We start from the raw sequence: 22,191 nt of genomic DNA on the forward strand, positions 1-22,191 counted from the left end.
TAAAACGCTAAAATCTAATTAATTATATTTGGTTCCCCACCAAATACCCCACCAGAATTTCTTTCTGGTGGGGATTTTTTATATCTTATTTAAAAAATAAACCAATAAGCAATGATATGGGGTCAGAAAAATTTTTCCTTTTCTGATGTTCAGTACTAACTCTTACAACATACTTAGACAATGGGGAAAATCAAAACACTCAGATTGTTATTTATTTGTAAAAATTTCACTTTAACCATTTGCTATATTGCTTTCATTGACATTTAGCCCATAAATTTCAAAATCATGATAGGATCCATTATAGAACTCGAATTGGGAAATTTTGCTTTCCTTTTTAAAACCTAAACTGATTGGTATAAACTTACTTTTAACATTATCAACATCTATATAAATCAAAATCTTATCAATTTTAAATTTGGATGGAATGATTTTTATTAATTCTTTTAATCCCTGCTTTACAAAACCTTGATTTTCATATTTTTCTGATATCCAATATCCAATTTCGGCTTGATGTTTTTGTAAATCAATATTATGTATATCTATCATCCCTACTGGTTTCTGATTGACGCAAATTGTTAACATAAATAACTCATTACGCTCCATTTTTTCACGTGCATACTTTATAAACGCTCTTTCATTTTCAATACTTTTCATATCTTCCACCCAAGGAAGCCACATAGCAAGACGTTCTCGTTCAGTAGAAACAATCTCATATAACCCTTCACTATGGCTATCGGATATATATAAAAGTTGGCATCGTTTCCCACGTGATTTATACTCTATGAATAGTTCCGAGTCCAAGTTGGTAGAATCCACTTCATACTCCTTGTTATAAATGATAATATTCTTTAGCTTCTTTATTTACGAAATCATTATATTACTTTTTTACTACTTTTCAAATGAATAAAATTTTGTCTATCTTTTTGAGGTCAGTACATATTACAACAACAAACGAATTAAGGTAAAACTAAAAGGACCTAGTCCTATATAGTAGAGAACTAAATCCTTCACTTAAATTATTTGTCTAACTTTCTAGTATCAGTTCAAGTTTATACCGCTCGACTCTTCACATAGTCAGGATAGCATAGAAAGATGTTTGCTTACTTAGTGAAATCCAATACTTTACGTCCTTGAATTTCACCTTTTTCCATTTGATCAAAGACTTCTACCGCTGTATCAACAGGAACAGTTTCAACAACCGGTACTACCAAGCCTTGTGCACCGAAGTCAAAGGCTTCTTCCAAGTCTTTACGTGTACCTACAAGAGATCCAACAACACGGATACCATCTAGAACTGTTTTGACAATTGAGAGATCCATATATTCTGATGGGAGACCAACCGCAACGACTATTCCACCAGCACGTACACTATCGATAGCCTGGTTGAAAGCAACCTTAGAAACCGCTGTTACAACAGCACTGTGTGTACCACCAGTTTTTTCTTGGATATAGCCTGCTACATCTTCAACTTCTTTACCGTTAACCACTAAATCAGCGCCAGATTCTTTAGCCAAATCAAGTTTATCTTGGTTGATATCAACAGCCACTACTCGTGCATTGAAAACCTTCTTAGCATATTGAATAGCCAAGTTACCTAGTCCTCCAGCACCATAAATAGCTACCCATTGACCAGGTTCAACTTTAGCTTCTTTAATAGCTTTATATGTTGTAACTCCCGCACAAGTAATAGATGAAGCTTGAGCTGGATTAAGTCCTTCTGGAACTTTCACAGCGTAGTCAGCAGTAACCAAAGCGTAGTCACTCATACCACCGTCCACACTATAACCAGCATTTTTTACAGAGCGACAGAGTGTTTCACGACCAGTTGTACAATATTCACAATGACCACATCCTTCGAAGAACCAAGCGATTGATACGCGATCACCTTTTTTAAGTGTTTCAACCCCTTCGCCAACTTCTTCAACAATACCAATTCCTTCGTGTCCTAAGATACGACCTGGTACTTGGCCAAAGTCTCCATGAGCTACATGAAGGTCAGTATGGCAAACGCCACAGTACTCAACTTTAACCAAAGCTTGACCATGACCAACTACTGCTGGTTTTTCATGATCAACAACTTCAACACCTGTACTTGCTTGATTAACAACAACTGCTCTCATCTTAATTACCTCCATATGATAACTTTTAACACCTTCATTATAGCACTTGCAGAGACAATGTCAACGCTTACATAAAACTTTTTTTAGCTTGCGAAAACTTTCTTGAAAACACTCTATACAAGTGGAATTGCTACTATTTCTGCTGCTGATATAGCTATATTTCAATCATTCCCAAGATATCTATACTGTCTCACAAGTGTCTTGGAATCCGGTAGGCTGACTTCAAAATGGAAATAATGATTGCGTCCATCTCTGGCATTCTCTTTATTTAATAAGAAATAATTCTTTTGACTGATAGCCATCTCCCTCATAATATCATCCGTCAAAAAGGTTAAGGGAATATCCATGGCAGAATAACGATAAAAGTCTTCTTCAAATTTTAAATAGCTATCAGAAAAATAATCAATTTGAAGTTTATCATCATAAATTTTTCTCTTCCTCATCTATGGTCTCAACCCCCAAACTAATTTCTAATATATCCTTTGTTCGAATACATTTATGTCGCTTGCAAGATTTTATAGTAACTTGATTAAAATCCAAGTCAACCACATAGCCACTACATCTACAGCGCCTACCTTGATCCTTTATCTGGAAGCTTCCCAATAATTGACCTGAATAAAGCTGGTTTAATAAAGTAAACTTCTCTAAATCATCCAAATGACTCCTAAGATTTTCTTTAGTCTTATCTTCATGTAGGGAACTTGTATGTTCTGATAAGAAAAAGCCCATCCACTTCATCATTCCCCTATCTTGATGTTCCCTAGCTGATTGAAAGGGAAGGTAACTACGGTCTATCATTTTAAGCCATCTAATCCTCCAGCAGAGTGTCCACCAATAAGCTTACTTCGAGCAAGACTCCTAGATGCCTCCTGTAAAGCAGTTGCTTTTTGAATGGTCGTAAAGCCAAATTCCTGTCGAATACTATCTATAGCTGCCTGAAGTCTTTCTTCTTTATCAATGTCATCTGGATTATCAAATAAAGAAAGAATTTGAATCCTTTCATCTACAAAATTTGCATAAGAAACACTGACACTTCGAACAGCCCCTCCTTGATATTTCTTCCTAAAGAGTTCAATGACATGACTTATTAGTACTCTTGTATTATTGGCAGGTTCAATCTTCATCTGTGCTTGTAGCGAACGCTTGCCCTCTAACTTTGAAAATCCAATGCTAATGGAAACTTGACAGGCTTTCTTATGAGCTCGTCTTAACCTAATGGCTACCTGTTCTGCCATCTCTCTTAGAATCAATTCGATATCAGCTTGACGGTCATAGTCTCGTGGTAAGATTTGGGAATTTCCTAAGCCATGTGACTTTGGCTTATAAGGTTTATGAACATTACTCTCATCGATACCGTTGGCATGAAAAAAGAGATCTAAGCCTACAATACCCAACTCCTTTTTAAGGGTATCAGGATTGCTATTAGCAAGTTCTCGAATAGAGAAAATCCCCAACTTGTTTAAACGCTTCTCCATCCGCTTTCCAATCCCCCAGAAATCGGTCATATGAGGAATATTCCAAACCTTAGTTTCAACATCTTCGTAGGACCAGTTGGCTCTCATAGTAGCCGTATGTTTGGCCTCATTATCAAGAGCTAACTTGGCCAATAAGGGATTGCTGTTAGACATCCCAACTGTCGAGTAAATACCTGTCTCCCTCCAAATATCTCTTTGAATACGCCCTGAAATCATATCTAACTTATCTTTTCTTGTAACAGTCCTATCGGGAATAAAGTAATTCAGTGACGACGAGAGATCAATGAAACCCTCATCAATGGAATAAGGAAGAATATCTTCAACACTGGCATAATTCTGGAAAATGTGTTGAATCTGGATATTCTTTTTTATATAAAGGTCCATTCTAGGAGGAACAATAAAGGTAACCTTAGCCCAAGATTCGATGTAATCTACAAAAGCTCTATCCGTTGGAAGTCCCTGCTTTTTGGCATTATAATAATGAAACTTACGAGAATGAATGTCAAAAGGTAAGTCGTAAGAACGACTAACATTTGACTTACCAAAAACCTGCTTAAATATGGGGGAGGAGGCTAATATCAAACCATTAGCATTTTCAGCCCTGCTCATCACACATAGAGAAGTCTTAAGAGGGTGCAGCCCACGTTCAACACACTCTACACTCGCATAGAAAGATTTCATATCTACAAAAGCAATATCACTTTGCGGTTCTCTTGAATAATCAAAATATCCCATGCTCGCCCTTTCGTTAGTTTATAAACTAACATTAGTATAAAATATAACTTCTTATATTTCAAGTATTTTTCACAAAAAAATAACAACATCTCTTCTAGAATGTTGTTATCCTTCTATTTTTTCCCTTTAACTTGGTCGGTGGCAACATCTTCACCAAACCATTTGTCAGAAATCTTTTGGAATTCTCCATTTTTATAAAGGGTTCTAAATCCTTGATTGATTTTTTTAATCAATGTCTTATCTGCCTTACGAGCACCTACAGCAAAGCTTTCACCCTCGTAACCAGCAGGCATGACATTATACTGATTCAGAACTCCTGATTTTTCTAAGTAGTAATTAGCATACACACGGTCAATCAATAGACCGTCAATACGTCCACTATCAAGGTCAATCAAAGCTTGAGTAAAGGTTGAATATTGGACTGCTTTTTGGTTAGCAACGATATCCTTCAAAATTTTTGGAGAAGCATTGAAAGCATCATATCCAGATGAACCTGCTTGAGCACCCAAGGTCTTACCAGACATTCCTGAAACAGAATCAATACCTGATGACTTTTTGGTTACCAGCACTTGTTCATTGACCATATAAGGCTCTGTAAAGTCTGCAGACTGCTTACGCTCATCCGTGACTGAGTAACCATTCCAAATAAGGTCAATTGTCCCATTCTTCAGTTCAGTTTCCTTCATATCCCAGTCAATAGCCTGCCATTCGACATCAATACCGTACAATTTAAAAACTGCAGTGGCAAGATCAATATCAAAACCAACATAGCTACCATCCTTTTCCTCAAATCCCATAGGAACAAAGGTCGCATCAAAACCAATTTTGATTTTCTTTTCTTTGGTATAGGTTTGCCACTGGTCTTTCTGAGTTGCAAAATGTGAGCGCGAGCTACAAGCCGATAGCGCAAACAAAGGCAAGACGACAAGACAACCTAGCAAAATCGTTTTTACTATTTTTTTCATGGAAAATCCTCACTATTTTGGATTGATAGTGACAATCTCATCGGCGATATGTTGTGCAAACTGCATATCGTGAGTAATAACGATTTGCGTAATCCCAGTCTCACGATTCTGCAAAATCAATTTTTCAACTTCTTGACGCAACTCAGGGTCAAGAGCTGACGTTGGTTCATCATAGCCGACAATTTTCGGATCAATCATCATAGCACGCGCAAATGCAACACGTTGTTTTTGTCCCCCAGAAAGAGAGTAAGGATAAGCATTTCCGTGAGCTCCAAGACCTAAACGATCAAGTAGGGCTTGAGCTTTTTTCTGGGCATCTTCCTTAGACATTCCCATCGTCTTAATTGGTGAAAGCGTTAGATTGTCTAAGACTGTCAAGTGCGGAAACAGTTGGAAATCTTGGAAGACAAAACCTAGCAAGTTACGACTTTCCATCTGATCCAAAGGAATCTCTTCATTTTCATAAATAATTTGCCCTGAATCAATGGTTTCAAGTCCTGCTAGCATACGCAAGAGAGTCGTTTTACCACCACCAGATGGTCCGACAATAGCTAAGATTTTCCCTTCTTCGACAGTTAGGTTATAGTTATCAAAGATTTTGTGTTGACCAAATTGCTTGGAAATATTTTTTAATTCTAACATAAGGTCTCCTATTTATAATAGTTGAATTTCTTTTCGATGTGTTTCGAAGCCACAGTCACCACACCCACAAGGATAAGATAGATAGCTCCAGCCACAAACATCGGTGCTAGGGTCGCATCGCGGTTCGCAGCGGTACGACTTTCCAAAAGAAGGTCTCCAACCCCAAGCACATAAACCAATGATGAATCCTTAACCAAGTTGATAATCTCGTTAAAAATACTTGGCAAGACAATCTTGACCACCTGAGGAAGGATAATGTAGCGGATAGTTTGGAAAGGACTAAGTTTAAGCATTTTCGCTGCTTCGTATTGTCCTTTCGGAATAGCCAAGATTCCTCCACGGAAAATCTCTGCGAAATAAGCTGCATAATTAAGCGTAAAAGCAAGAATAGCAGCTGGCAGACGGTCAAAGACAATCCCAACACTCGGAAGAACGTAATAAACAAAGATCAATTGTAAAAGGAGGGGTGTTCCACGCATAATCCAAACGTAAAGGGTTAGTAACCAATTTAAAGGTTTGAATTTAATCTGCATTAAGAAAGCAAGTACAATCCCTAATGGAATCGACAGTACGATAACAATGAAGAATACTTGAAGTGTGACTACCGCACCGTTCAAAAGGGCTGGTAATACTTCCAAAACGTATGACATATAAACTCCTATAATTATTTAGTATTGTTGAATATTATACCAAATTATTTAAAAAAATGATATAAGATTTTGAAAATAGTAAAAAGGAGTGCAACTAGACCCATTTTTCAAAATGAGTTCATAGTCACACTCCTGAGAGACTTAAATAATCGTTTCTAAGAAACAAACCATACTTAAGTCTAGCATCCCTAAAGCTTATTTAGATTTTCTTAACAAATTCAGATTTAAGTTTCATAGCACCAAAACCATCAATCTTACAATCAATATTGTGGTCACCTTCAACCAAACGAATATTTTTAACACGTGTGCCTTGTTTAATATCTTTTGGCGCACCTTTAACTTTCAAATCTTTGATAACTGTAACAGTGTCACCGTCAGCAAGACGTGTGCCATTGCTATCAAGAACCACAAGTCCTTCTTCTTCTGCAACTTCGTTTGGATCCCACTCATAGGCACATTCAGGACATACAAGCAAGATTCCATCTTCATAAACATACTCTGAGTTACATTTTGGACAATTTGGTAATGACATAATTCTCTCCTAAGATTGTGATATAGATACTATTCTACTTTAGATTGCCTAATTAAGCAAGGGTGAAAACGATAAAAACAAACAACATCCCTTACATTGTAAGAGATGTTAGTATTTTTATTCAACAGTAACTGATTTAGCCAAGTTACGTGGTTTATCAACGTCAAGTCCACGGTGAAGAGTTGCAAAATAAGCAATCAATTGTGTTGGTACGACCATAGAAATTGGTGACAAGTAAGGGTGAACATTATTGAGAACAATATCATCGCCTTCCTTAGCAACATTTTCTTCAGAAATGGTCAACACATTAGCACCACGTGCAGCCACCTCTTGAATATTACCACGAGTATGGCTAGCAAGAACAGGATCTGACAAGAGGGCAATAACAGGTGTACCATCTTCAATCAAAGCGATAGTTCCGTGCTTCAACTCACCCGCTGCGAAGCCTTCACATTGGATATATGAAATTTCTTTCAATTTAAGACTAGCTTCCATAGCAACATAGTAATCTTGACCACGACCAATATAGAAAGCGTTACGAGTTTCTGCAAGAAGAGCTGCCACTTTCTCGTCAATAACTTCTTTTTCAGAAAGTGTTGATTCGATAGATTGTGCTACAAGTGACAATTCATGTACCAAGTCAAATGCTTTAGCTTTTTCATTACCATTCGCTTCACCGACTGCTTTAGCCAAGAAGGCAAGAGCTGCAATCTGAGCAGTATAAGCTTTTGTAGAAGCCACGGCAATTTCTGGTCCAGCATGAAGAAGCATTGTGTGGTCAGCTTCACGAGAAAGAGTAGATCCCGGAACGTTTGTAACTGTCAAACTTGGAATACCTAATTCGTTAGCTTTAACAAGCACCTGACGGCTATCTGCTGTTTCACCTGATTGACTAATAAAGACAAAGAGAGGTTTCTTGCTAAGGAGTGGCATACCATAACCCCACTCAGAAGAAATACCAAGCTCAACTGGTGTATCTGTTAACTCTTCTAGCATCTTCTTAGAAGCAAAACCAGCATGATATGATGTTCCTGCTGCAAGGATATAGATACGATCAGCCTCTTGAACAGCCTTGATAATATCAGCATCTACAGTCACTTGCCCCTTGTCATCTGTGTAGGCTTGGATAAGCTTACGCATCACTGTTGGTTGCTCATCGATTTCTTTGAGCATGTAGTAAGGGTAAGTGCCTTTACCAATATCAGATAGGTCAAGTTCAGCTGTATAGCTATCACGTTCTTTTACATTGCCATCATAATCTTGAACTTCAACACTATCAGCTTTCACGATAACTAACTCTTGATCGTGAATTTCCATGTATTGATTAGTTTCGCGAATCATAGCCATGGCATCTGAGCAGACCATGTTATAGCCATCACCAAGACCAATCAAAAGTGGTGATTTGTTTTTTGCAACGTAAATTGTTGAGGCATCTTCAGAATCCATGAGGGCAAAGGCATATGATCCACGGATAATGTGAAGAGCTTTCTTGAATGCTTCAAGAGTTGACAAACCATCTTCTTCAACGAATTTTCCAATCAAGTGAACTGCAATTTCAGTATCAGTTTGACCTTTGAAATGGTGACCAGCAAGGTATTCTTCCTTAATTTCAAGATAGTTTTCAATAACACCATTGTGAACCAAAACGAAACGTTCTGTTTCTGAGCGGTGTGGGTGAGCATTGTCCTCTGTTGGTTTCCCGTGAGTCGCCCAACGAGTATGTCCGATACCTGCTGTACCTTCTACTCCTTCAGTTTTAGCAGCAAGTTCCGCAATACGGCCAACAGCCTTAACCAATTGACTAGATGTAGCACCAGCTACAAAGATACCAGCTGAATCATAACCACGGTATTCTAGCTTTTCAAGTCCTTGAATCAAGATATCAGTTGCATTTGTGTTACCTACAACACCAACAATTCCACACATATTTTTAATAATAACCTCAAATCAAAGAGGTCATGTCTCCTTCATTTAAAATTGGTATAGTCAATAAGCTCTTTAAAAAGCTTAACGAGGACAGTATATTGCATATATTTGACAATGTCAAGTATAAAAATTGGTATAGTCCTAAAAAGACCTTTTACTCGCCTCTTATCCTAAGGAATAATCCTTAAAATATGCTATAATAAGGCTATGCGAATTCAACAATTACATTATATTATCAAAATCGTCGAAACCGGCTCAATGAATGAAGCTGCAAAACAACTTTTCATCACACAACCAAGTCTTTCAAATGCTGTTCGTGACTTGGAAAGAGAAATGGGAATTGATATCTTTATCCGTAACCCTAAGGGAATCACCTTAACCAAGGATGGCGTTGAATTTCTCTCTTATGCCCGTCAGGTAGTGGAACAAACGAATCTCTTGGAAGAACGCTACAAGAGTCACACAGAGACACGTGAATTGTTTAGTGTTTCCTCTCAACACTACGCTTTTGTTGTCAATGCCTTCGTCTCACTTCTTAAGAGAGCTGATATGACACGTTACGAGCTCTTCTTACGTGAAACACGTACTTACGAAATTATTGAAGACGTTAAAAACTTCCGTTCAGAAATTGGTGTTCTCTTCCTTAACAGCTATAACCGAGATGTCTTGACTAAGATGTTTGACGACAACCGTCTCACATATACCAGTCTCTTCAAAGCTAGACCGCATATCTTTGTCAGCAAGTCAAATCCCTTGGCTAAGCATGAAGTTGTCTCTTTAGAAGATTTAGAGGAATTCCCATACCTTAGCTATGATCAGGGGATTCATAATTCCTTCTACTATTCTGAAGAGATTCTCTCGCAGATTCCCCATAAAAAGTCTATCGTGGTTTCAGACCGCGCGACACTCTTCAACCTATTAATTGGTTTGGATGGTTACACCATTGCTACAGGTATTTTAAATAGTAATCTGAATGGTGATAACATTGTCTCTATCCCGCTTGATATTGATGATGAAATTGATATTGTTTACTTGAAGCATGAAAAGGCAACCCTCTCTAAAATGGGAGAAAAATTCCTTGATAACCTCGTTAAAGAAGTCACTTTTGACAACTAATAGATGTTAGTCCCCAGCACATAATGTTGGGGACTTTTTATCGCCAAAACTATCCAATTGAAAGCACAAAAAAGAGCCTTTCGACTCTCATCATTATTTATAATTTTTATAGCTTGCCCAAGCTTCATCTATAGATAAGGTATCAGCATCTGTGTATGAGCCTCTATAGCTGTTCCAAACAAGGCCACTTGTTGAACCAGTTGCTTGGGTAACTGGAGCTTGATCATAGGCAGTCAACCCATAGTATGCAATAATGCTATTTAATTTAGAAGCGTAAAGACTATCTGTAGCATAAGTCCCTGTCAGTGCCTGAGTGGCATCTGCATAACTACTTGTATTTGATTTCCAAGTACCTGCATAAGTAGATGACGTCATCAAAGCAGCATAATCTGCTAGGGAATCACTCAGACTTCCATAAGAACGGAAGGGTTCATCAATCTCATAAGTCTTTCCTGTACCGTCATCTTCCCAAGTACGCATAGTAACGGAGTTTCCATTATAAGAGCCCTTAATCCCAAAGAAGTTGTAATAAGGAGCTTGACTCAGACCTGACTGACCTGAATTTGATTCCAGAATAGCTTGAGCAATTAGAACAGAAGCATAGATATTGTAATCTTGACCAATCTGTCTCGCAGTCTCTCCGATACTATCAATAAAAGCCGTCGTAGTTTGATTGTAGGCAGCTTCAGCTTTAGCATTAACACTGTTATCATTTTTTCTATCTGTTGTAAAAGCTAGAACCAAAAAAAGTGAACACATAAAAGCTCCCACGATAAAAATCATATACTTCTTTAAATGACGATACATACAACCCTTCCTTCATAAGATTTTCAATTATAATATTTTAATACTATTCTATCAGAAAAACTGACAAGTCGCAACTTTCAGACCCATTTTCCCTGATAAATAAAGCAAATGTCACCTTTACATCATATTTATAATAAGCTATAATATAGTCAAATTTTAAGGAGATAAATGAATGAAAATAAAAGAATTCTTACCAGGATTAAGTATTGCAATACTTATATCTCTCCTAGCATGGTTCCTTGGAAACTTGTTCCCTATTATTGGTGGGCCTGTCCTTGGTTTATTTATAGGACTTCTGCTAGGAATTATTCTAAGAGATTCTCAGAAATTTAAAGCAGGAATGCAATTCACTTCTAAAAAAGTATTACAATACGCTGTTATTCTTCTTGGATTTGGACTAAATCTTTCCCAAGTCTTTAAGGTTGGCGTAACATCACTTCCCATTATTCTAGTAACTATTACTACGGCACTGCTTACTGCTTATGCCGTTCATCGCATGTTCAAGTTAGATAGTGAAATTGCTACTTTAGTAGGTGTTGGTTCTTCTATTTGTGGGGGATCTGCTATCGCTGCAACTGCTCCTGTAATCAAGGCTAAAGATGAATCTATTGCAACAGCAATCTCTGTAATTTTCTTTTTCAACATCTTAGCAGCTCTACTCTTCCCTCACTTGGGATCCTGGTTGGGACTTAGCAATCAAGGCTTTGCCATATTTGCTGGAACAGCTGTCAACGATACTTCTTCTGTAACTGCTACAGCTAGTTCCTGGGATAGCTTACATGGAACATCCATTCTAGAGCAGGCAACAATTGTTAAGTTGACACGAACACTTGCTATCATCCCTATAACTCTTGGGCTTTCTGTATGGCAGTCGCGAAAGGATAATACAAAGGAAGCATTCTCGCTAGCCAAAGCAGTGCCTAACTTTATCCTTTGGTTCCTTTTGGCCTCACTGATTACAACTGTTTCAATGTCACTCGGTGTAACACCTGCCGTCTTTTCACCTTTAAAAGACCTTTCGAAATTTATGATTATTATGGCCATGGCAGCTATTGGTTTCCAAACAAATCTCAAACAACTAATCACTAAAGGAGGCTCAGCACTTCTAGTGGGAGGAGTTTGTTGGTTATTAATCAGTCTTGCTTCTCTTCTCATGCAAAAGCTATTAGGGCTTTGGTAAAAGACATCTAAAAAACTCACAATCTTGCTAAGTTTGTGAGTTTTTATTATAGAATCATTTTTTATACTCAAAGACATAGGTTTGAATAACCTTGTCCCCATCGTTTGTTACTTTCAAATCAACATTGTAGCTTTTGGTTTCACCACTAATATCCTGAACCTTATAATCACCATCTTGTTTTATTGAAGATGTAGTCTGCCCTGAATAATGCTTAACTTCAAGACTTGAAGTTCTGTCTAGAGCAAAAGGAATGAGCCCATTTAAAGAATATAGCCCATACAAAATAAGACATAAAAAGCTCAGTGACGCAAGGCTCACCAAATAATATTTAACAAAAGCCCCCAATTTCAACCCCTGTTTACTCACTTAATTGTTATCTTCCTTTAACTTAACATTATTTTTATTAGAGTATTTTCAAATTTTATTTTACACACATTTGGGTATTTTGTCAAATTATTTGATATTTAAAACAGAACCTATATTTTTCTATATACTAAAAGCCGTTAGTCATCTAACGGCTATTTTTTATTTCTGAGATAATGTATTCAAGACGGCTATAGAGACCAAGTAATAAGTCGTAACTTCGATTTTCATTTTCTTTCAAAACAGTGAAAACTGTTGTACTATAGGTAAATTCAAAGAAGTCATCTAATTCCTTGAGCCAGTCATCAATAACCCCTAAATTTTGATCAATGATTGCAAACAAACTTGGTTGATACCAGATTGTACCTTCGATATAAAGGTTTTTGTCAGATAATTTAGATAGGGATACTTTCAAGTCAGCAAGCTCTCGTTTAGCAAGATTGGGTTCAATCTTTAAATCAAAAAGCAAACGTGCATCATGATTTAGAATATCGAGTTCTGCTTGAAGCAGTTGAATATAATGTATCGCTACTAAATACTGGTTCATGGGTCTCTCCTGGTCATCTGAAAATCGTACTATTATTGTACCACTAAAGAATGAAAAAATGTAGTAATTATTTAATTTTTTACAGGATTTTTTTAGAAAAAATACCATGCTTTAAATTTCTATTTAAAAATAATGACACTAGTGATTTTCTAAGAGTTTAAGAAATGAAAGATTTTTTAAAAAAAGAAAAACACTCACGAATGAGTGCAATTCTAGTATTAATGACTAACCATTTCTTGTGCAATTTCCAAGCCACTAAGTTTTTCAGGATAGTAAGTTGGCCAATTGTCCATCTCTTTTAGAATCTCATCTTGGCTACTATTTCCGAAGAAAATATGGAAATGTGCTGAAGTTGTTGGATCTATTTGATGATCTGAAAATTGGACATATTGGTAAGGGTTATCTGCAGCTTGACTGTCAGTTGCTGTGAAGAGATAACGGACACCTTTTTTACCAGAAGCATAAGTCAAAATCTTATAACCATCATAACGATAAGTGTGTGTCACGCTACTTCCATCATTCTTTGTAAAAGTCATGGTCATCTTTTTACCATCAATAGCAATTTTAGAAACATCTGTTTGATAGCCCTTAGTGTAGTACTCTTTATACTCTTGTGCGGTTTTATCCTTATTCAATAGAGCTTTGTATTCAAATACTTGATCTAAAGTACCATCTTGGAGGTAAGGATAGACCGATTGCCATTCACCAGACCAATCAGAAAGTTCCCTATCTTTGACATCTTTGTCATCAAAGTAACCATTTTGGACTGTTTTCTTATCATCGCTTCCTGTTTCAGGTTGGATAGCTTTACCTTCAACATCTGTTGTTAAACGAAGGTTTTTAAGATTCTCAGTCATAACACTGACATAATCTTCACCTTTTTTCAACTGTTCCTTAGTTAGTGATTCAATTGGATTTAAAACTGCTGTCTTAACACCTACTTCATTAGCTAAGGTTTTGGCAACGCTACTTGAAGCATTTTCCTCAAAGTAGATATAGTTAATGTCATATTCTTTGACATACTTAGAAAGGCTAGCGATACGTTTTGCAGATGGATCAGATTCAGCTGATACACCAGAAATTGGTACTTGTGTCAAACCGTAATCTAAAGCAAGGTAGGCAAAAGCTGAGTGCTGGGTAACAAAACTTTTCTGTTTCGCTTGACTGAAGGCTTCAGTATACTCCTTATCCAAAGTCTTTAATTTTTTAAGGTATTTCTCGGCATTGGTTGTAAAGACTGCTTTTTTATCTGGATGTTGAGCAATCAAACCGTCCCTAATAGTTTCAACTAATTTTTGAGAACGTTTAGGTGAGAGCCAAACATGAGGATCATATTCGTGGTGATGCTCTTCTCCACCGTGATCATGATCTTCTTCCTCTGTTCCAGGTAAGAGAACCATGCCTTGACTTGCCTTAATGATTTTTGTATTTTTAGTGTTGATAGACTTTTCAACTTTTGGAACCCAGGTTTCCATATTTTCATTTAGGTAGACAAAAGTGTCTGCTTTTTCAATGTCAGCGACATTCTTAGTAGATGGTTGAAAATCGTGGGCTTCACTACCAGCGGGAATAAGATAAGACACCTCTCCCTCATCGCCAACAACCTGCTTTGTAAATTCATAAACAGGGTAAAAGCTGGTCACAACCTTCAAGTCGCTATTTCCTTTTGAACCGTGGTGACTAGTCGTATAATAAATACCTGCACCAGCAGCTAAAACAACTGCTGCTATTCCTGCTAGGCCAAAAATGCGTTTCTTTTTCATGATATTCCTTTCAAAATACTTAACCAGTTAATAGTTTACTGGTTAAGTATATCACACTTCATTTATTTTGCAAGTCCTAAAATAAAAAAAATGAAATATTTCGACGAGAAAGAATTATTTGATATACTGGAAATATCATTTGGAAAGTAGGTTATACATGTTTCGAAAATTAATCCTATATCTTTTTTTATTGCTTTCATCCATTGGCCTGACTTATGATACGCAATCATACACCTCAGGTGCCTTGTCTGGTTCAGCATATGGTATTATTGGACTATCAACACTAATTGCCTTATGTTATATCCTACCAGGAATATTTCTGGTTCGATACTTAGGCAAGAGATGGCAGGTGAAACCACTTGTTCTCATATTTGCTCTAATTGGTGGAGTCTTTATTACAGGATGGATAGCTGGTTATGCCAATACCATTTCTCACGACTGGGTGACTGCTCATCTTTCTTCAAAGAGTTTCTTCTACCGCTTTGAGGACGCTCTTATGGCTCCCCTAGTTGAAGAACCCCTCAAACTAGCTGCTTTTCTCTATGCTATCTATATGGTGCCAACAAAAAGTTACAAGGGGCTCTTGCTTGTCGCTATTACGGCAGGTCTTGGCTTCCAGATTAGTGAAGACTTCTCCTATATTCTTTCAGATTTGCCTGATGGTTTTTCTTATACGGTTTCAGGGATTCTTGGTCGAACTATTGGTGCTGTATCGTCTCACTGGCTTTACACGTCCTTCCTTGCTATGGGGCTAGTCCTTATATGGCGTTCACGTCAAAAACTCATTAATTCCAAGTACGGTCTTATTGGTATTCTTTATGCTTGCGGTGCTTTTGCGGCACACTTTGCTTGGAATTCACCTCTTCGAAATTTAGAAAGCGATTTGCCATGGGCATCAGGCCTTCTCATTTCAGTCAATCTTTTCTTTTTCATTACACTTTATCAGATTCTCTCGAAACTGGATGAAGAAAACAAGTAAGGTTAGACTACGAAAAAACCTTTCCATAAAATTGGAAAGGTTTTTTTGATAACTTTAATCACTCATAGAAAAACGATTGGTCATCAAATTACTTGCATCATCTAAGACTTTTGCCAATAGTTTATCTGTTTCTGACTGAATCTTATCACTAATTTTTTGATTTTCAGATTCAAAATCAATACTCTCACCATTTGCTAAAGCATTGTCGACATGATTAATCATAGCATGGCCAAGAGCCATCGTTGTTTCTACATAAGCATCCAAATCAGCCTCATGCTGTTGGAAATGAGGATCACAGATAGCAGCAATCAAGCGATTACTCCAGTAGAAATTGCCTGTATCTACTTTATCAGTTGTTTGACGGAAATAAGCAGGTGTTGTTCCTACCTGAGTCCAGAATGGCACCATTGTACCGAATGGCATTGATCCATAGGCTAACCACTGAATACCAGTTGTTTCTGCTGGTTTGTTAGGACGCATTTGCAAGAGAGCTGTTTGACTTGTACGGTTAATACCGATTGGACGGAATTGGCGTTGACTTACCGCATCTCCTTGAGGTCCATAAGGGTCATAAGGCGTATCTTGGTAATGAAGACTCAAAACGTATTTAACATCTTCAACTGTAATTTTGCGGTATGGTTTTTGGCACCATGGAATAAAGAATGATTTTGGATCATAGTCTTTTTCTGGGTTCAAAAATTTCTGCATAGCCCAAGCGCGTGGTGTATTATAATGACGGTCCTTATCTCGTTGGCTACCAAAAGCATAACGTGGATTAAAGTGTTCATTAGAATAAGTCAAATCCAAGTGATGTTTATTAATAAAAGCTCGAATGTCTGGTGAGGCAAGATAGTCGTCTGGATTTTCAAACTCATAGTGATCGATACCAAGTTGGTTTGGGTTAGTAACATAGGCATCGTCTGGAACACGTCTTGCAATCCAATGGTGACCACCAATTGTTTCCAACCACCAAATTTCTTCAGTGTCTGAAAAAGCAATACCATTTGACTCGTAAGTTCCGTAAGTTTCAAGGAGTTGCCCCAAACGAAGGACACCTTCACGCGCCGTCTTGATATATGGCAAGACCAAAGTCAACATATCCTCTTCTCCAAAACCATCTTTAACAAGAGGATCAGCGCCGAGAACACGCGCATTGGTCGTGATTGTTTCTGTTGCACTCATGGCAACATTAGCTGAGTTAATACCAGCTTCGCCCCAAATACCGTCTTTCCCAAGCGCATCTGGGACAGAAGTATAACGTAGAGGATTATCTGGCAAATCAATTGAAAAATTGCTAAGCACAGACTGGTAATGACGTGGTTGGTCTTCAGGGGTCACGACGAGAAATTCTTTGGGCGTAAAAACGCCTGATTGAGAATCCTCAGTACGTGCAATCATGGTAGAGCCGTCATATGAGGCTTTCTTACCTACTAAAATCGTTGTACAAGCCATAAAAGCTTCCTTTCTACTTACAAATCGTCCGCAATCTTATTGATTTTTCTGAGACGATGGTTAACACCACTCTTGGTCAGAGGAGGTTCTATACTATCTGCGATCTGCTGGATAGAGTAATCTGGGTTGGCAATACGGAGTTGGGCAATTTGGCGCAGCTCCACCGGTAAAATTTCCAAGCCAACCGTATCCATAATCTTGATAATATTATTAATTGTTTTCATGCTAGCACTAATCGTTCTAGCAATATTGGCTGTTTCCGCATTATTGGCACGATTCAGATCATTTCTGGTTTCTCGCATAATTTTGACCTCTTCGAAGGTATCCTTAGAGTTCATTGCGCCAATAACAAGGAGAAAATCCATAATGTCCTCAGCTTTTTGAAGATAGGTCACAAACCCATTTTTATGACTCAAAACCTTAGCATCGAGCATAAATTTTTTCATGAGAGAAGCTAAATCCTCTGCGTGGTCTTGGTAAACGGAAAAAATTTCTAATTGATAACGACCTTTTTCAGGATCACGTACTGTTCCAGTCGCCAAAAAAGCGCCTCGTAAATAGGACCTTCCAGCTTCGTCATCTTCCATTACTGATGTTTCAATACCTGTTTCAAAGCCAAAGAAAGAATCCGCCAATTGTAAATCAGACAAAATATCATTGACATGGTCAGCGACAAAAACCGTGTAAACACGATTTTTCTTGAGATTGGTCTTGTTGTGATGTCTCAATTCAGGATTACTCTGATAACGACTTTCCATTAATTGGTAGATATGTCGCGCAATCTTTGCATTTTCTGTTGAGATGGAAAGAGTCAAGCCTTGATTAGTCAATCCAACCGAACCAGACATCTTAATCAATGCTGACAACTCAGCCTTGTCTTTGCTTGAAGCAGCAATTATCTCTTCTTTAACCTTAATCGTAAAACTCATGACTTGTTCCTCACTAGGTGCATGAGCTCATCCACTACCAAGTCACCATGGTGGAAGGCACCACCATTTTCAAGTCGCAGAAAATTAGAAGACACAACTGTTTTAGCTTCACGACGTAAGCCCTCAAAATCATGCTCAACCTGAACAAGGTATTCATCAAATTTATTACTAGCCATGTATTCCTTAGGTACTTTCTTAATATTAACTAGGACATTGTCAATCACATCAGAGCCAAGATGACGATTAAGAACAGCCACATGGTCGGCATCTGAGAATTGTTCAGTTTCTCCGTACTGAGTCATAATATTACAAATGTAAGTCACATCAGCCTTGGTCTCGATAAGAGCCTGACGAATCTCTGGTATAACTAGGTTGGGCAAAATCGATGTATAAAGAGATCCAGGACCTAAAACAATCATATCACTATTCATAATAGCATCAACAACCTTACGACTGGCCTTAGGCTCTTCGTCATTATAGGTATTGGTCACATAAACGCGTTCAATCATGCCATCATACTGGGCAATACTACTCTCCCCTGCTACTTCATGACCATCTTGAAAAACGGCATGAAGCGTCAAAGCTGTCTCACTAGCAGGATAAATTTTTCCTGTAACGTGGAAGAACTTCGTCAGAAGCTGCATGGCATTATAGGTAGATCCCTGCATTTCTGAAATTCCAGCGATGATTAAATTTCCGAGTGGATGACCAGCCAAAGCACCATCGGTTTTATCAAAACGATATTGGAAAACTCTTTCATAAAGTTTAGGCATATCACTCATAGCTACCAAAACATTACGCAAATCCCCTGGAGGTGTCAGTTGCATGATATCACGCAAATCTCCCGAAGAACCGCCATCATCAGCTACAGTTACCACAGCAGTGATATCAACATCCTTATGACGCAAACTACGAAGAATGACTGGGATACCAGTTCCCCCACCTATTACTGTAATTCTTGGTTTTTTCATGAACGATTCACTGTCTCCTTACGTCGATCCTTATCACGATGTGTTTCATTGACTGTCCAATCATTTTTCAAATCTTGAGCCAGACGATGTGCAAAGGCTACACTACGGTGTTGACCACCAGTACACCCAACAGCAATGGTAAGAACAGACTTACCTTCTTTCTTGTAGCCAGGCAAGATTGGTTTGATAAGCTGTGTCAAATGATTGTAAAACTCTTCTGATTCCTCATGTTTCATGACATAATCAAAAACCTCTTTATCCAAACCTGTGAGGTTGCGAAGTGCAGGATCATAATAAGGGTTTGGCAAGAAACGGACATCAAAAACCAGGTCTGCATCCAATGGCAATCCATATTTAAAACCAAAACTCAAAACTTCAATACGGAAAGAAGATTGGTCTTGTTCAGATGAGAACTGTTCAGAAATAGCCTTACGCAGTTGGCGTGGAGTCAATTCTGTCGTATCTACCACGTTTTGACTCAAACTCTTAAGCGGTGACAAAAGCTCACGCTCTAACTTGATGCCATCCAAAACACGGCCATCTGCCGCTAATGGGTGGCTACGACGTGTCTCTTTATAACGAGAAACCAATTCACCATCCGTGGCATCCAAGAATAGAATCTTGAAATTAAGTTCCTCATTACTTTCCAATTTATCCAGAATATCGTTGATCTCATCGAAGAACAAGCGACTACGCATATCAACGACAAGAGCAATCTTATCTGTCTCTTCACTATGTTTTACCAATTCGATAACCTTAGGTACCAAAGAGGGTGGCATATTATCAATGGTGAAGTATCCAATATCCTCAAAAGATTGAATTGCTACAGTCTTACCTGCACCACTCATCCCTGTTACAACAACTAAATTAATTTTTTTCGTTCCCATGAGACTCCCTTTCTAGTCTTTCTTCTTTCAAGGCACGAATATCGTCTGACATCTTCTCAACTTGTTGGCTAACCCCCATAATCATTTCTGTCTGCAATTTTTGAATTGTCAGAAGATCTGATTGGTCTTGTTGAACCAAGTGGTCAATTTTTTCATGCAAAAGTCGGATTTCTTCCTTAGACTGGGTATTGACGTGATAGTCGTTACGCGCTTGTAAACGGTCGTAATCCGATGCTCGATTCTGACTCATCATAATCAATGGTGCCTGAACGGCCGCTAGAGTAGACAAGGCCAGATTCAACAGAATAAATGGATATTTATCAAAGGCAATTCCAAAGGGTTGAACAACATTCAGCCCCATCCAAATAGCCATAAAAGCAACAAATGACAAGATAAAAGTCCAAGATCCACCAAACCGGGCCACTTCATCCGCTACTTTTTGGCCAAAAGTAATTCTACTATCCAATTGTTCCTGGATATCCTGATCCTCGTACAACAAACTTTTGGTGACATCGTGAACAGTTTCCCGAACGTGTTCGTTTTTCTCATTAGCATTAGAAATAACTTCATCAAGAAAAACTAACCTATAGTCTAAAAGGCTGATATTACTAATAAAATCATTTCCTCGTAAATCAGGGTAATCTTTTTTCAAAAGCACCTGCAAACGACTATTTAGACGTTCGAAATAGGAGCCATCGGTTTCATCGAACCACTCTTTTGAGATATAATCCTGAACTCTCTTAACCTGCATATTTTCGCCTTCTTTCTAGGCTCTATTATACCATATTGAAAGCTTAAACGTTCAATAGATAAAGGAAAAGAGTCCAAGACTAACCTCAGACTCCTCCATTGTTGGGACAATTAATTTAAACTCTTCTTATTGGTAATTTAAAGTCCAGTAGTAAGTACCGTCACCAGCGACAACACAAGCTACTGCTGCTTGAGTAGCATCTGGACTCATGAGAAGTTCACGAATACCACTACTCAACCATTTATTGGCTACAACTGAACCATCAGATTCACGACGATAAACAATACCATCACTGCTGTAAGTGTGTGAAATATCTTTGGCATGTGGAAGGGTTGTGCTATTGTATAGATCATCAGACCATGTAAGTGCTGGTAAACCAGCTGATGTACGTTGCGCATTGATTTCATTAAAGGCAGCCTTAGCTGAGTCCACTTCAACGTAATCAGAGTTTTCAGTTGGTTCTACATGATAAACAAATTTAACATAACCAAATTCAACATCACTATATTTTTTGTCGTCAACACCGCTCTTGAGATTAGCTGTAATAACATAGTCACGTGCCCAAGCACTGCCTTTAGAAGCGTTGAAGTTGTCAACATCTTCAATTTCCCAAGTTACATTACAATCCCAGCCAGCATTATCTAAGAATTTTGGAGCAAAATTCTTAATAACATAATCTTTGAATTCATCCACATTTTGGAATGGCAAAGCTTCACCTGCTTTACCAGTACCAACAACATTTTCAGAATACAATTTAACACTTGATGCGTTGTCATCGTACATGTATTCATCGTTTCCTGCTGGTTTATGGAAGTCTGGGTCAAGCTCAGGGTCATCATTGGCAGTACCATTGTAGAGTTTCCACTTACCATCAACCCATTTGTAGTAACCATCGATACCACGAGCATTTTCTTCATCAGTCATAGCCACACGGTAGTAATAGGTACCGTTGTCATCTACAAATCGTGGATCTGAGTACATGCGATAATCTGTTGGTGGCAATGTTGGTTTTGGCAACTTATCATAGTCAATGTTTGTTTCAGGCGCATATGGTGGTTTTTCAAGTTCAGGAGCTTCAGAACTTGTTTCTGATGTTGAACCTGTCTCTGAAGTTGCTGCTGAAGAAGAGTCAGACGTTACAGCAGAACTTGAGTTACCAGTTGAAGCCGCTTCTGAAGTTGAATTACCTGTTGAAGCAGCATCTGAAGTTGTGGCAGAGGTTGAATCAACGGTTGATGGTGCTTCTGAAGTTGCAGACGAAGTTGAATCTACAGTTGACGCTACTTCTGAACTTGCTGATGAAGTTGAGTCAACAGTTGATGGTGCTTCTGAGGTTGCAGATGACGTTGAATCTACAGTTGACGCTGCTTCTGAACTTGCTGATGAAGTTGAATCTACAGT

At 38.1% G+C, this 22,191-nt stretch carries 24 protein-coding genes and 1 pseudogene; 5 read left to right on the forward strand and 20 right to left on the reverse strand.

The genetic code is table 11. The features are described from left to right. Positions 1–231: 231 nt before the first annotated feature. Positions 232–816, reverse strand: coding sequence for a GNAT family N-acetyltransferase (locus tag HMPREF2607_RS04275; protein WP_021144068.1), 585 nt, complete (start codon positions 814–816; stop codon positions 232–234). Positions 817–934: 118 nt separating this feature from the next. Here HMPREF2607_RS04275 and HMPREF2607_RS10750 point away from each other — a divergent pair. After that, positions 935–991: pseudogene (locus HMPREF2607_RS10750) on the forward strand (IS3 family transposase); the annotation flags it as partial. Positions 992–1,100: 109 nt separating this feature from the next. On the opposite strand, the gene adhP reads toward HMPREF2607_RS10750, so the two are convergent. The 9 genes from adhP to glmS all read right to left on the reverse strand — a co-directional run bounded on the left by adhP (position 1,101) and on the right by glmS (position 9,045). Beyond that, positions 1,101–2,120: an alcohol dehydrogenase AdhP gene (gene adhP, locus HMPREF2607_RS04280; RefSeq protein ID WP_049545388.1), complete on the reverse strand. Its 1,020-nt coding sequence runs from the start codon at positions 2,118–2,120 to the stop codon at positions 1,101–1,103. Positions 2,121–2,281: 161 nt separating this feature from the next. Beyond that, entirely contained in the window at positions 2,282–2,563 is a 282-nt protein-coding gene (locus HMPREF2607_RS04285) for a DUF5960 family protein (RefSeq protein ID WP_037611375.1), read from the reverse strand. Then, positions 2,541–2,918 carry a hypothetical protein gene (locus tag HMPREF2607_RS04290; protein WP_014634573.1) on the reverse strand — a complete coding sequence of 126 codons (378 nt, stop codon included), beginning with the start codon at positions 2,916–2,918 and terminating at the stop codon, positions 2,541–2,543. Before HMPREF2607_RS04290 ends, HMPREF2607_RS04285 begins: the two co-directional genes overlap by 23 nt. Further along, positions 2,915–4,330, reverse strand: coding sequence for a Y-family DNA polymerase (locus tag HMPREF2607_RS04295; RefSeq protein WP_070476080.1), 1,416 nt, complete (start codon positions 4,328–4,330; stop codon positions 2,915–2,917). The genes HMPREF2607_RS04290 and HMPREF2607_RS04295 overlap by 4 nt, the downstream gene beginning before the upstream one ends. Positions 4,331–4,443: 113 nt before the next feature. Continuing rightward, a complete protein-coding gene (locus HMPREF2607_RS04300) occupies positions 4,444–5,295 on the reverse strand; it encodes an amino acid ABC transporter substrate-binding protein (protein ID WP_070476083.1) in 852 nt (283 codons plus the stop codon). Positions 5,296–5,307: 12 nt separating this feature from the next. Further along, positions 5,308–5,937 (reverse strand): amino acid ABC transporter ATP-binding protein, encoded by a 630-nt coding sequence (locus HMPREF2607_RS04305; protein ID WP_002891086.1) that lies wholly within the window; start codon positions 5,935–5,937, stop codon positions 5,308–5,310. A gap of 8 nt (positions 5,938–5,945) precedes the next feature. Then, positions 5,946–6,587 (reverse strand): amino acid ABC transporter permease, encoded by a 642-nt coding sequence (locus tag HMPREF2607_RS04310; protein ID WP_002891087.1) that lies wholly within the window; start codon positions 6,585–6,587, stop codon positions 5,946–5,948. Between the two features lie 199 nt (positions 6,588–6,786). Next, a complete protein-coding gene (locus HMPREF2607_RS04315; protein WP_002891088.1) occupies positions 6,787–7,119 on the reverse strand; it encodes a zinc ribbon domain-containing protein YjdM in 333 nt (110 codons plus the stop codon). Between the two features lie 117 nt (positions 7,120–7,236). Further along, positions 7,237–9,045 (reverse strand): glutamine--fructose-6-phosphate transaminase (isomerizing), encoded by a 1,809-nt coding sequence (gene glmS / locus HMPREF2607_RS04320; protein WP_070476086.1) that lies wholly within the window; start codon positions 9,043–9,045, stop codon positions 7,237–7,239. Positions 9,046–9,252: 207 nt separating this feature from the next. Here glmS and HMPREF2607_RS04325 point away from each other — a divergent pair, with 207 nt between their 5' ends. Next, positions 9,253–10,161 carry a LysR family transcriptional regulator gene (locus HMPREF2607_RS04325; RefSeq protein WP_014634578.1) on the forward strand — a complete coding sequence of 303 codons (909 nt, stop codon included), beginning with the start codon at positions 9,253–9,255 and terminating at the stop codon, positions 10,159–10,161. Between the two features lie 93 nt (positions 10,162–10,254). Here the strand turns inward: HMPREF2607_RS04325 and HMPREF2607_RS04330 are convergent, their stop codons facing one another. Continuing rightward, complete coding sequence (locus tag HMPREF2607_RS04330; protein WP_064521226.1) at positions 10,255–10,968, reverse strand: glycoside hydrolase family 73 protein; 714 nt, start codon at positions 10,966–10,968, stop codon at positions 10,255–10,257. 172 nt (positions 10,969–11,140) lie between these two features. Between HMPREF2607_RS04330 and HMPREF2607_RS04335 the strand changes: the two genes are divergently transcribed. Beyond that, positions 11,141–12,148, forward strand: coding sequence for a YeiH family protein (locus HMPREF2607_RS04335; RefSeq protein WP_070476089.1), 1,008 nt, complete (start codon positions 11,141–11,143; stop codon positions 12,146–12,148). Positions 12,149–12,202: 54 nt separating this feature from the next. Here the strand turns inward: HMPREF2607_RS04335 and HMPREF2607_RS04340 are convergent, their stop codons facing one another. From HMPREF2607_RS04340 to HMPREF2607_RS04350, 3 genes are all read right to left on the reverse strand, one after another. Continuing rightward, on the reverse strand, positions 12,203–12,514 hold the full coding sequence (locus HMPREF2607_RS04340) for a hypothetical protein (RefSeq protein WP_070476092.1): 312 nt from the start codon (positions 12,512–12,514) through the stop codon (positions 12,203–12,205). Positions 12,515–12,659: 145 nt separating this feature from the next. After that, positions 12,660–13,058: a hypothetical protein gene (locus HMPREF2607_RS04345; RefSeq protein ID WP_037597868.1), complete on the reverse strand. Its 399-nt coding sequence runs from the start codon at positions 13,056–13,058 to the stop codon at positions 12,660–12,662. 218 nt (positions 13,059–13,276) lie between these two features. Further along, positions 13,277–14,821 (reverse strand): metal ABC transporter solute-binding protein, Zn/Mn family, encoded by a 1,545-nt coding sequence (locus HMPREF2607_RS04350; protein ID WP_070476094.1) that lies wholly within the window; start codon positions 14,819–14,821, stop codon positions 13,277–13,279. A 157-nt stretch (positions 14,822–14,978) separates the two neighbouring features. Here HMPREF2607_RS04350 and HMPREF2607_RS04355 point away from each other — a divergent pair, with 157 nt between their 5' ends. Next, the gene (locus tag HMPREF2607_RS04355) at positions 14,979–15,800 is read left to right on the forward strand and encodes a PrsW family glutamic-type intramembrane protease (protein WP_070476099.1); all 822 of its coding nucleotides are present in this window, start codon (positions 14,979–14,981) and stop codon (positions 15,798–15,800) included. A 54-nt stretch (positions 15,801–15,854) separates the two neighbouring features. On the opposite strand, the gene HMPREF2607_RS04360 is transcribed toward HMPREF2607_RS04355, so the two are convergent. The 6 genes from HMPREF2607_RS04360 to HMPREF2607_RS04385 all read right to left on the reverse strand — a co-directional run bounded on the left by HMPREF2607_RS04360 (position 15,855) and on the right by HMPREF2607_RS04385 (position 21,807). After that, positions 15,855–17,252 (reverse strand): C69 family dipeptidase, encoded by a 1,398-nt coding sequence (locus HMPREF2607_RS04360; RefSeq protein WP_070476101.1) that lies wholly within the window; start codon positions 17,250–17,252, stop codon positions 15,855–15,857. A 17-nt stretch (positions 17,253–17,269) separates the two neighbouring features. Continuing rightward, a complete protein-coding gene (gene whiA, locus HMPREF2607_RS04365; RefSeq protein WP_004182012.1) occupies positions 17,270–18,181 on the reverse strand; it encodes a DNA-binding protein WhiA in 912 nt (303 codons plus the stop codon). Next, positions 18,178–19,152, reverse strand: a complete 975-nt coding sequence (locus HMPREF2607_RS04370; RefSeq protein ID WP_002891102.1) for a YvcK family protein — start codon at positions 19,150–19,152, stop codon at positions 18,178–18,180. Before HMPREF2607_RS04370 ends, whiA begins: the two co-directional genes overlap by 4 nt. After that, positions 19,149–20,039, reverse strand: a complete 891-nt coding sequence (rapZ, locus tag HMPREF2607_RS04375) for an RNase adapter RapZ (protein WP_070476103.1) — start codon at positions 20,037–20,039, stop codon at positions 19,149–19,151. The genes HMPREF2607_RS04370 and rapZ overlap by 4 nt, the downstream gene beginning before the upstream one ends. Then, positions 20,020–20,790 carry a DUF1003 domain-containing protein gene (locus HMPREF2607_RS04380; RefSeq protein ID WP_070476105.1) on the reverse strand — a complete coding sequence of 257 codons (771 nt, stop codon included), beginning with the start codon at positions 20,788–20,790 and terminating at the stop codon, positions 20,020–20,022. The genes rapZ and HMPREF2607_RS04380 overlap by 20 nt, the downstream gene beginning before the upstream one ends. Positions 20,791–20,916: 126 nt before the next feature. Further along, on the reverse strand, positions 20,917–21,807 hold the full coding sequence (locus tag HMPREF2607_RS04385) for a CAP domain-containing protein (RefSeq protein WP_398584101.1): 891 nt from the start codon (positions 21,805–21,807) through the stop codon (positions 20,917–20,919). 13 nt (positions 21,808–21,820) lie between these two features. On the opposite strand from HMPREF2607_RS04385, the gene HMPREF2607_RS10755 reads away from it, so the two are divergent. Further along, positions 21,821–22,191, forward strand: a 371-nt coding sequence (locus HMPREF2607_RS10755) for a hypothetical protein (RefSeq protein ID WP_398584102.1), incomplete at its 3' end; no start/stop codon positions are given.

Source organism: Streptococcus sp. HMSC078H03, assembly GCF_001808655.1.
Taxonomy (GTDB): domain Bacteria; phylum Bacillota; class Bacilli; order Lactobacillales; family Streptococcaceae; genus Streptococcus; species Streptococcus salivarius_G.

What these genes read in the sequence shown, in the direction of transcription:
- HMPREF2607_RS04315 (WP_002891088.1), bottom strand. Translation starts at nt 7,119, where the DNA reads ATGTCATTACCAAATTGTCCAAAATGTAACTCAGAGTATGTTTATGAA.
- HMPREF2607_RS04295 (WP_070476080.1), bottom strand. Translation starts at nt 4,330, where the DNA reads ATGGGATATTTTGATTATTCAAGAGAACCGCAAAGTGATATTGCTTTT.
- HMPREF2607_RS04355 (WP_070476099.1), top strand. Translation starts at nt 14,979, where the DNA reads ATGTTTCGAAAATTAATCCTATATCTTTTTTTATTGCTTTCATCCATT.
- whiA (WP_004182012.1), bottom strand. Translation starts at nt 18,181, where the DNA reads ATGAGTTTTACGATTAAGGTTAAAGAAGAGATAATTGCTGCTTCAAGC.
- HMPREF2607_RS04335 (WP_070476089.1), top strand. Translation starts at nt 11,141, where the DNA reads ATGAAAATAAAAGAATTCTTACCAGGATTAAGTATTGCAATACTTATA.
- HMPREF2607_RS04290 (WP_014634573.1), bottom strand. Translation starts at nt 2,918, where the DNA reads ATGATAGACCGTAGTTACCTTCCCTTTCAATCAGCTAGGGAACATCAA.
- HMPREF2607_RS04285 (WP_037611375.1), bottom strand. Translation starts at nt 2,563, where the DNA reads ATGAGGAAGAGAAAAATTTATGATGATAAACTTCAAATTGATTATTTT.
- HMPREF2607_RS04305 (WP_002891086.1), bottom strand. Translation starts at nt 5,937, where the DNA reads ATGTTAGAATTAAAAAATATTTCCAAGCAATTTGGTCAACACAAAATC.
- HMPREF2607_RS04310 (WP_002891087.1), bottom strand. Translation starts at nt 6,587, where the DNA reads ATGTCATACGTTTTGGAAGTATTACCAGCCCTTTTGAACGGTGCGGTA.
- HMPREF2607_RS04345 (WP_037597868.1), bottom strand. Translation starts at nt 13,058, where the DNA reads ATGAACCAGTATTTAGTAGCGATACATTATATTCAACTGCTTCAAGCA.
- HMPREF2607_RS04360 (WP_070476101.1), bottom strand. Translation starts at nt 17,252, where the DNA reads ATGGCTTGTACAACGATTTTAGTAGGTAAGAAAGCCTCATATGACGGC.
- HMPREF2607_RS04300 (WP_070476083.1), bottom strand. Translation starts at nt 5,295, where the DNA reads ATGAAAAAAATAGTAAAAACGATTTTGCTAGGTTGTCTTGTCGTCTTG.
- HMPREF2607_RS04325 (WP_014634578.1), top strand. Translation starts at nt 9,253, where the DNA reads ATGCGAATTCAACAATTACATTATATTATCAAAATCGTCGAAACCGGC.
- glmS (WP_070476086.1), bottom strand. Translation starts at nt 9,045, where the DNA reads ATGTGTGGAATTGTTGGTGTTGTAGGTAACACAAATGCAACTGATATC.
- adhP (WP_049545388.1), bottom strand. Translation starts at nt 2,120, where the DNA reads ATGAGAGCAGTTGTTGTTAATCAAGCAAGTACAGGTGTTGAAGTTGTT.
- HMPREF2607_RS04380 (WP_070476105.1), bottom strand. Translation starts at nt 20,790, where the DNA reads ATGCAGGTTAAGAGAGTTCAGGATTATATCTCAAAAGAGTGGTTCGAT.
- HMPREF2607_RS04370 (WP_002891102.1), bottom strand. Translation starts at nt 19,152, where the DNA reads ATGAAAAAACCAAGAATTACAGTAATAGGTGGGGGAACTGGTATCCCA.
- rapZ (WP_070476103.1), bottom strand. Translation starts at nt 20,039, where the DNA reads ATGGGAACGAAAAAAATTAATTTAGTTGTTGTAACAGGGATGAGTGGT.
- HMPREF2607_RS04330 (WP_064521226.1), bottom strand. Translation starts at nt 10,968, where the DNA reads ATGTATCGTCATTTAAAGAAGTATATGATTTTTATCGTGGGAGCTTTT.
- HMPREF2607_RS04350 (WP_070476094.1), bottom strand. Translation starts at nt 14,821, where the DNA reads ATGAAAAAGAAACGCATTTTTGGCCTAGCAGGAATAGCAGCAGTTGTT.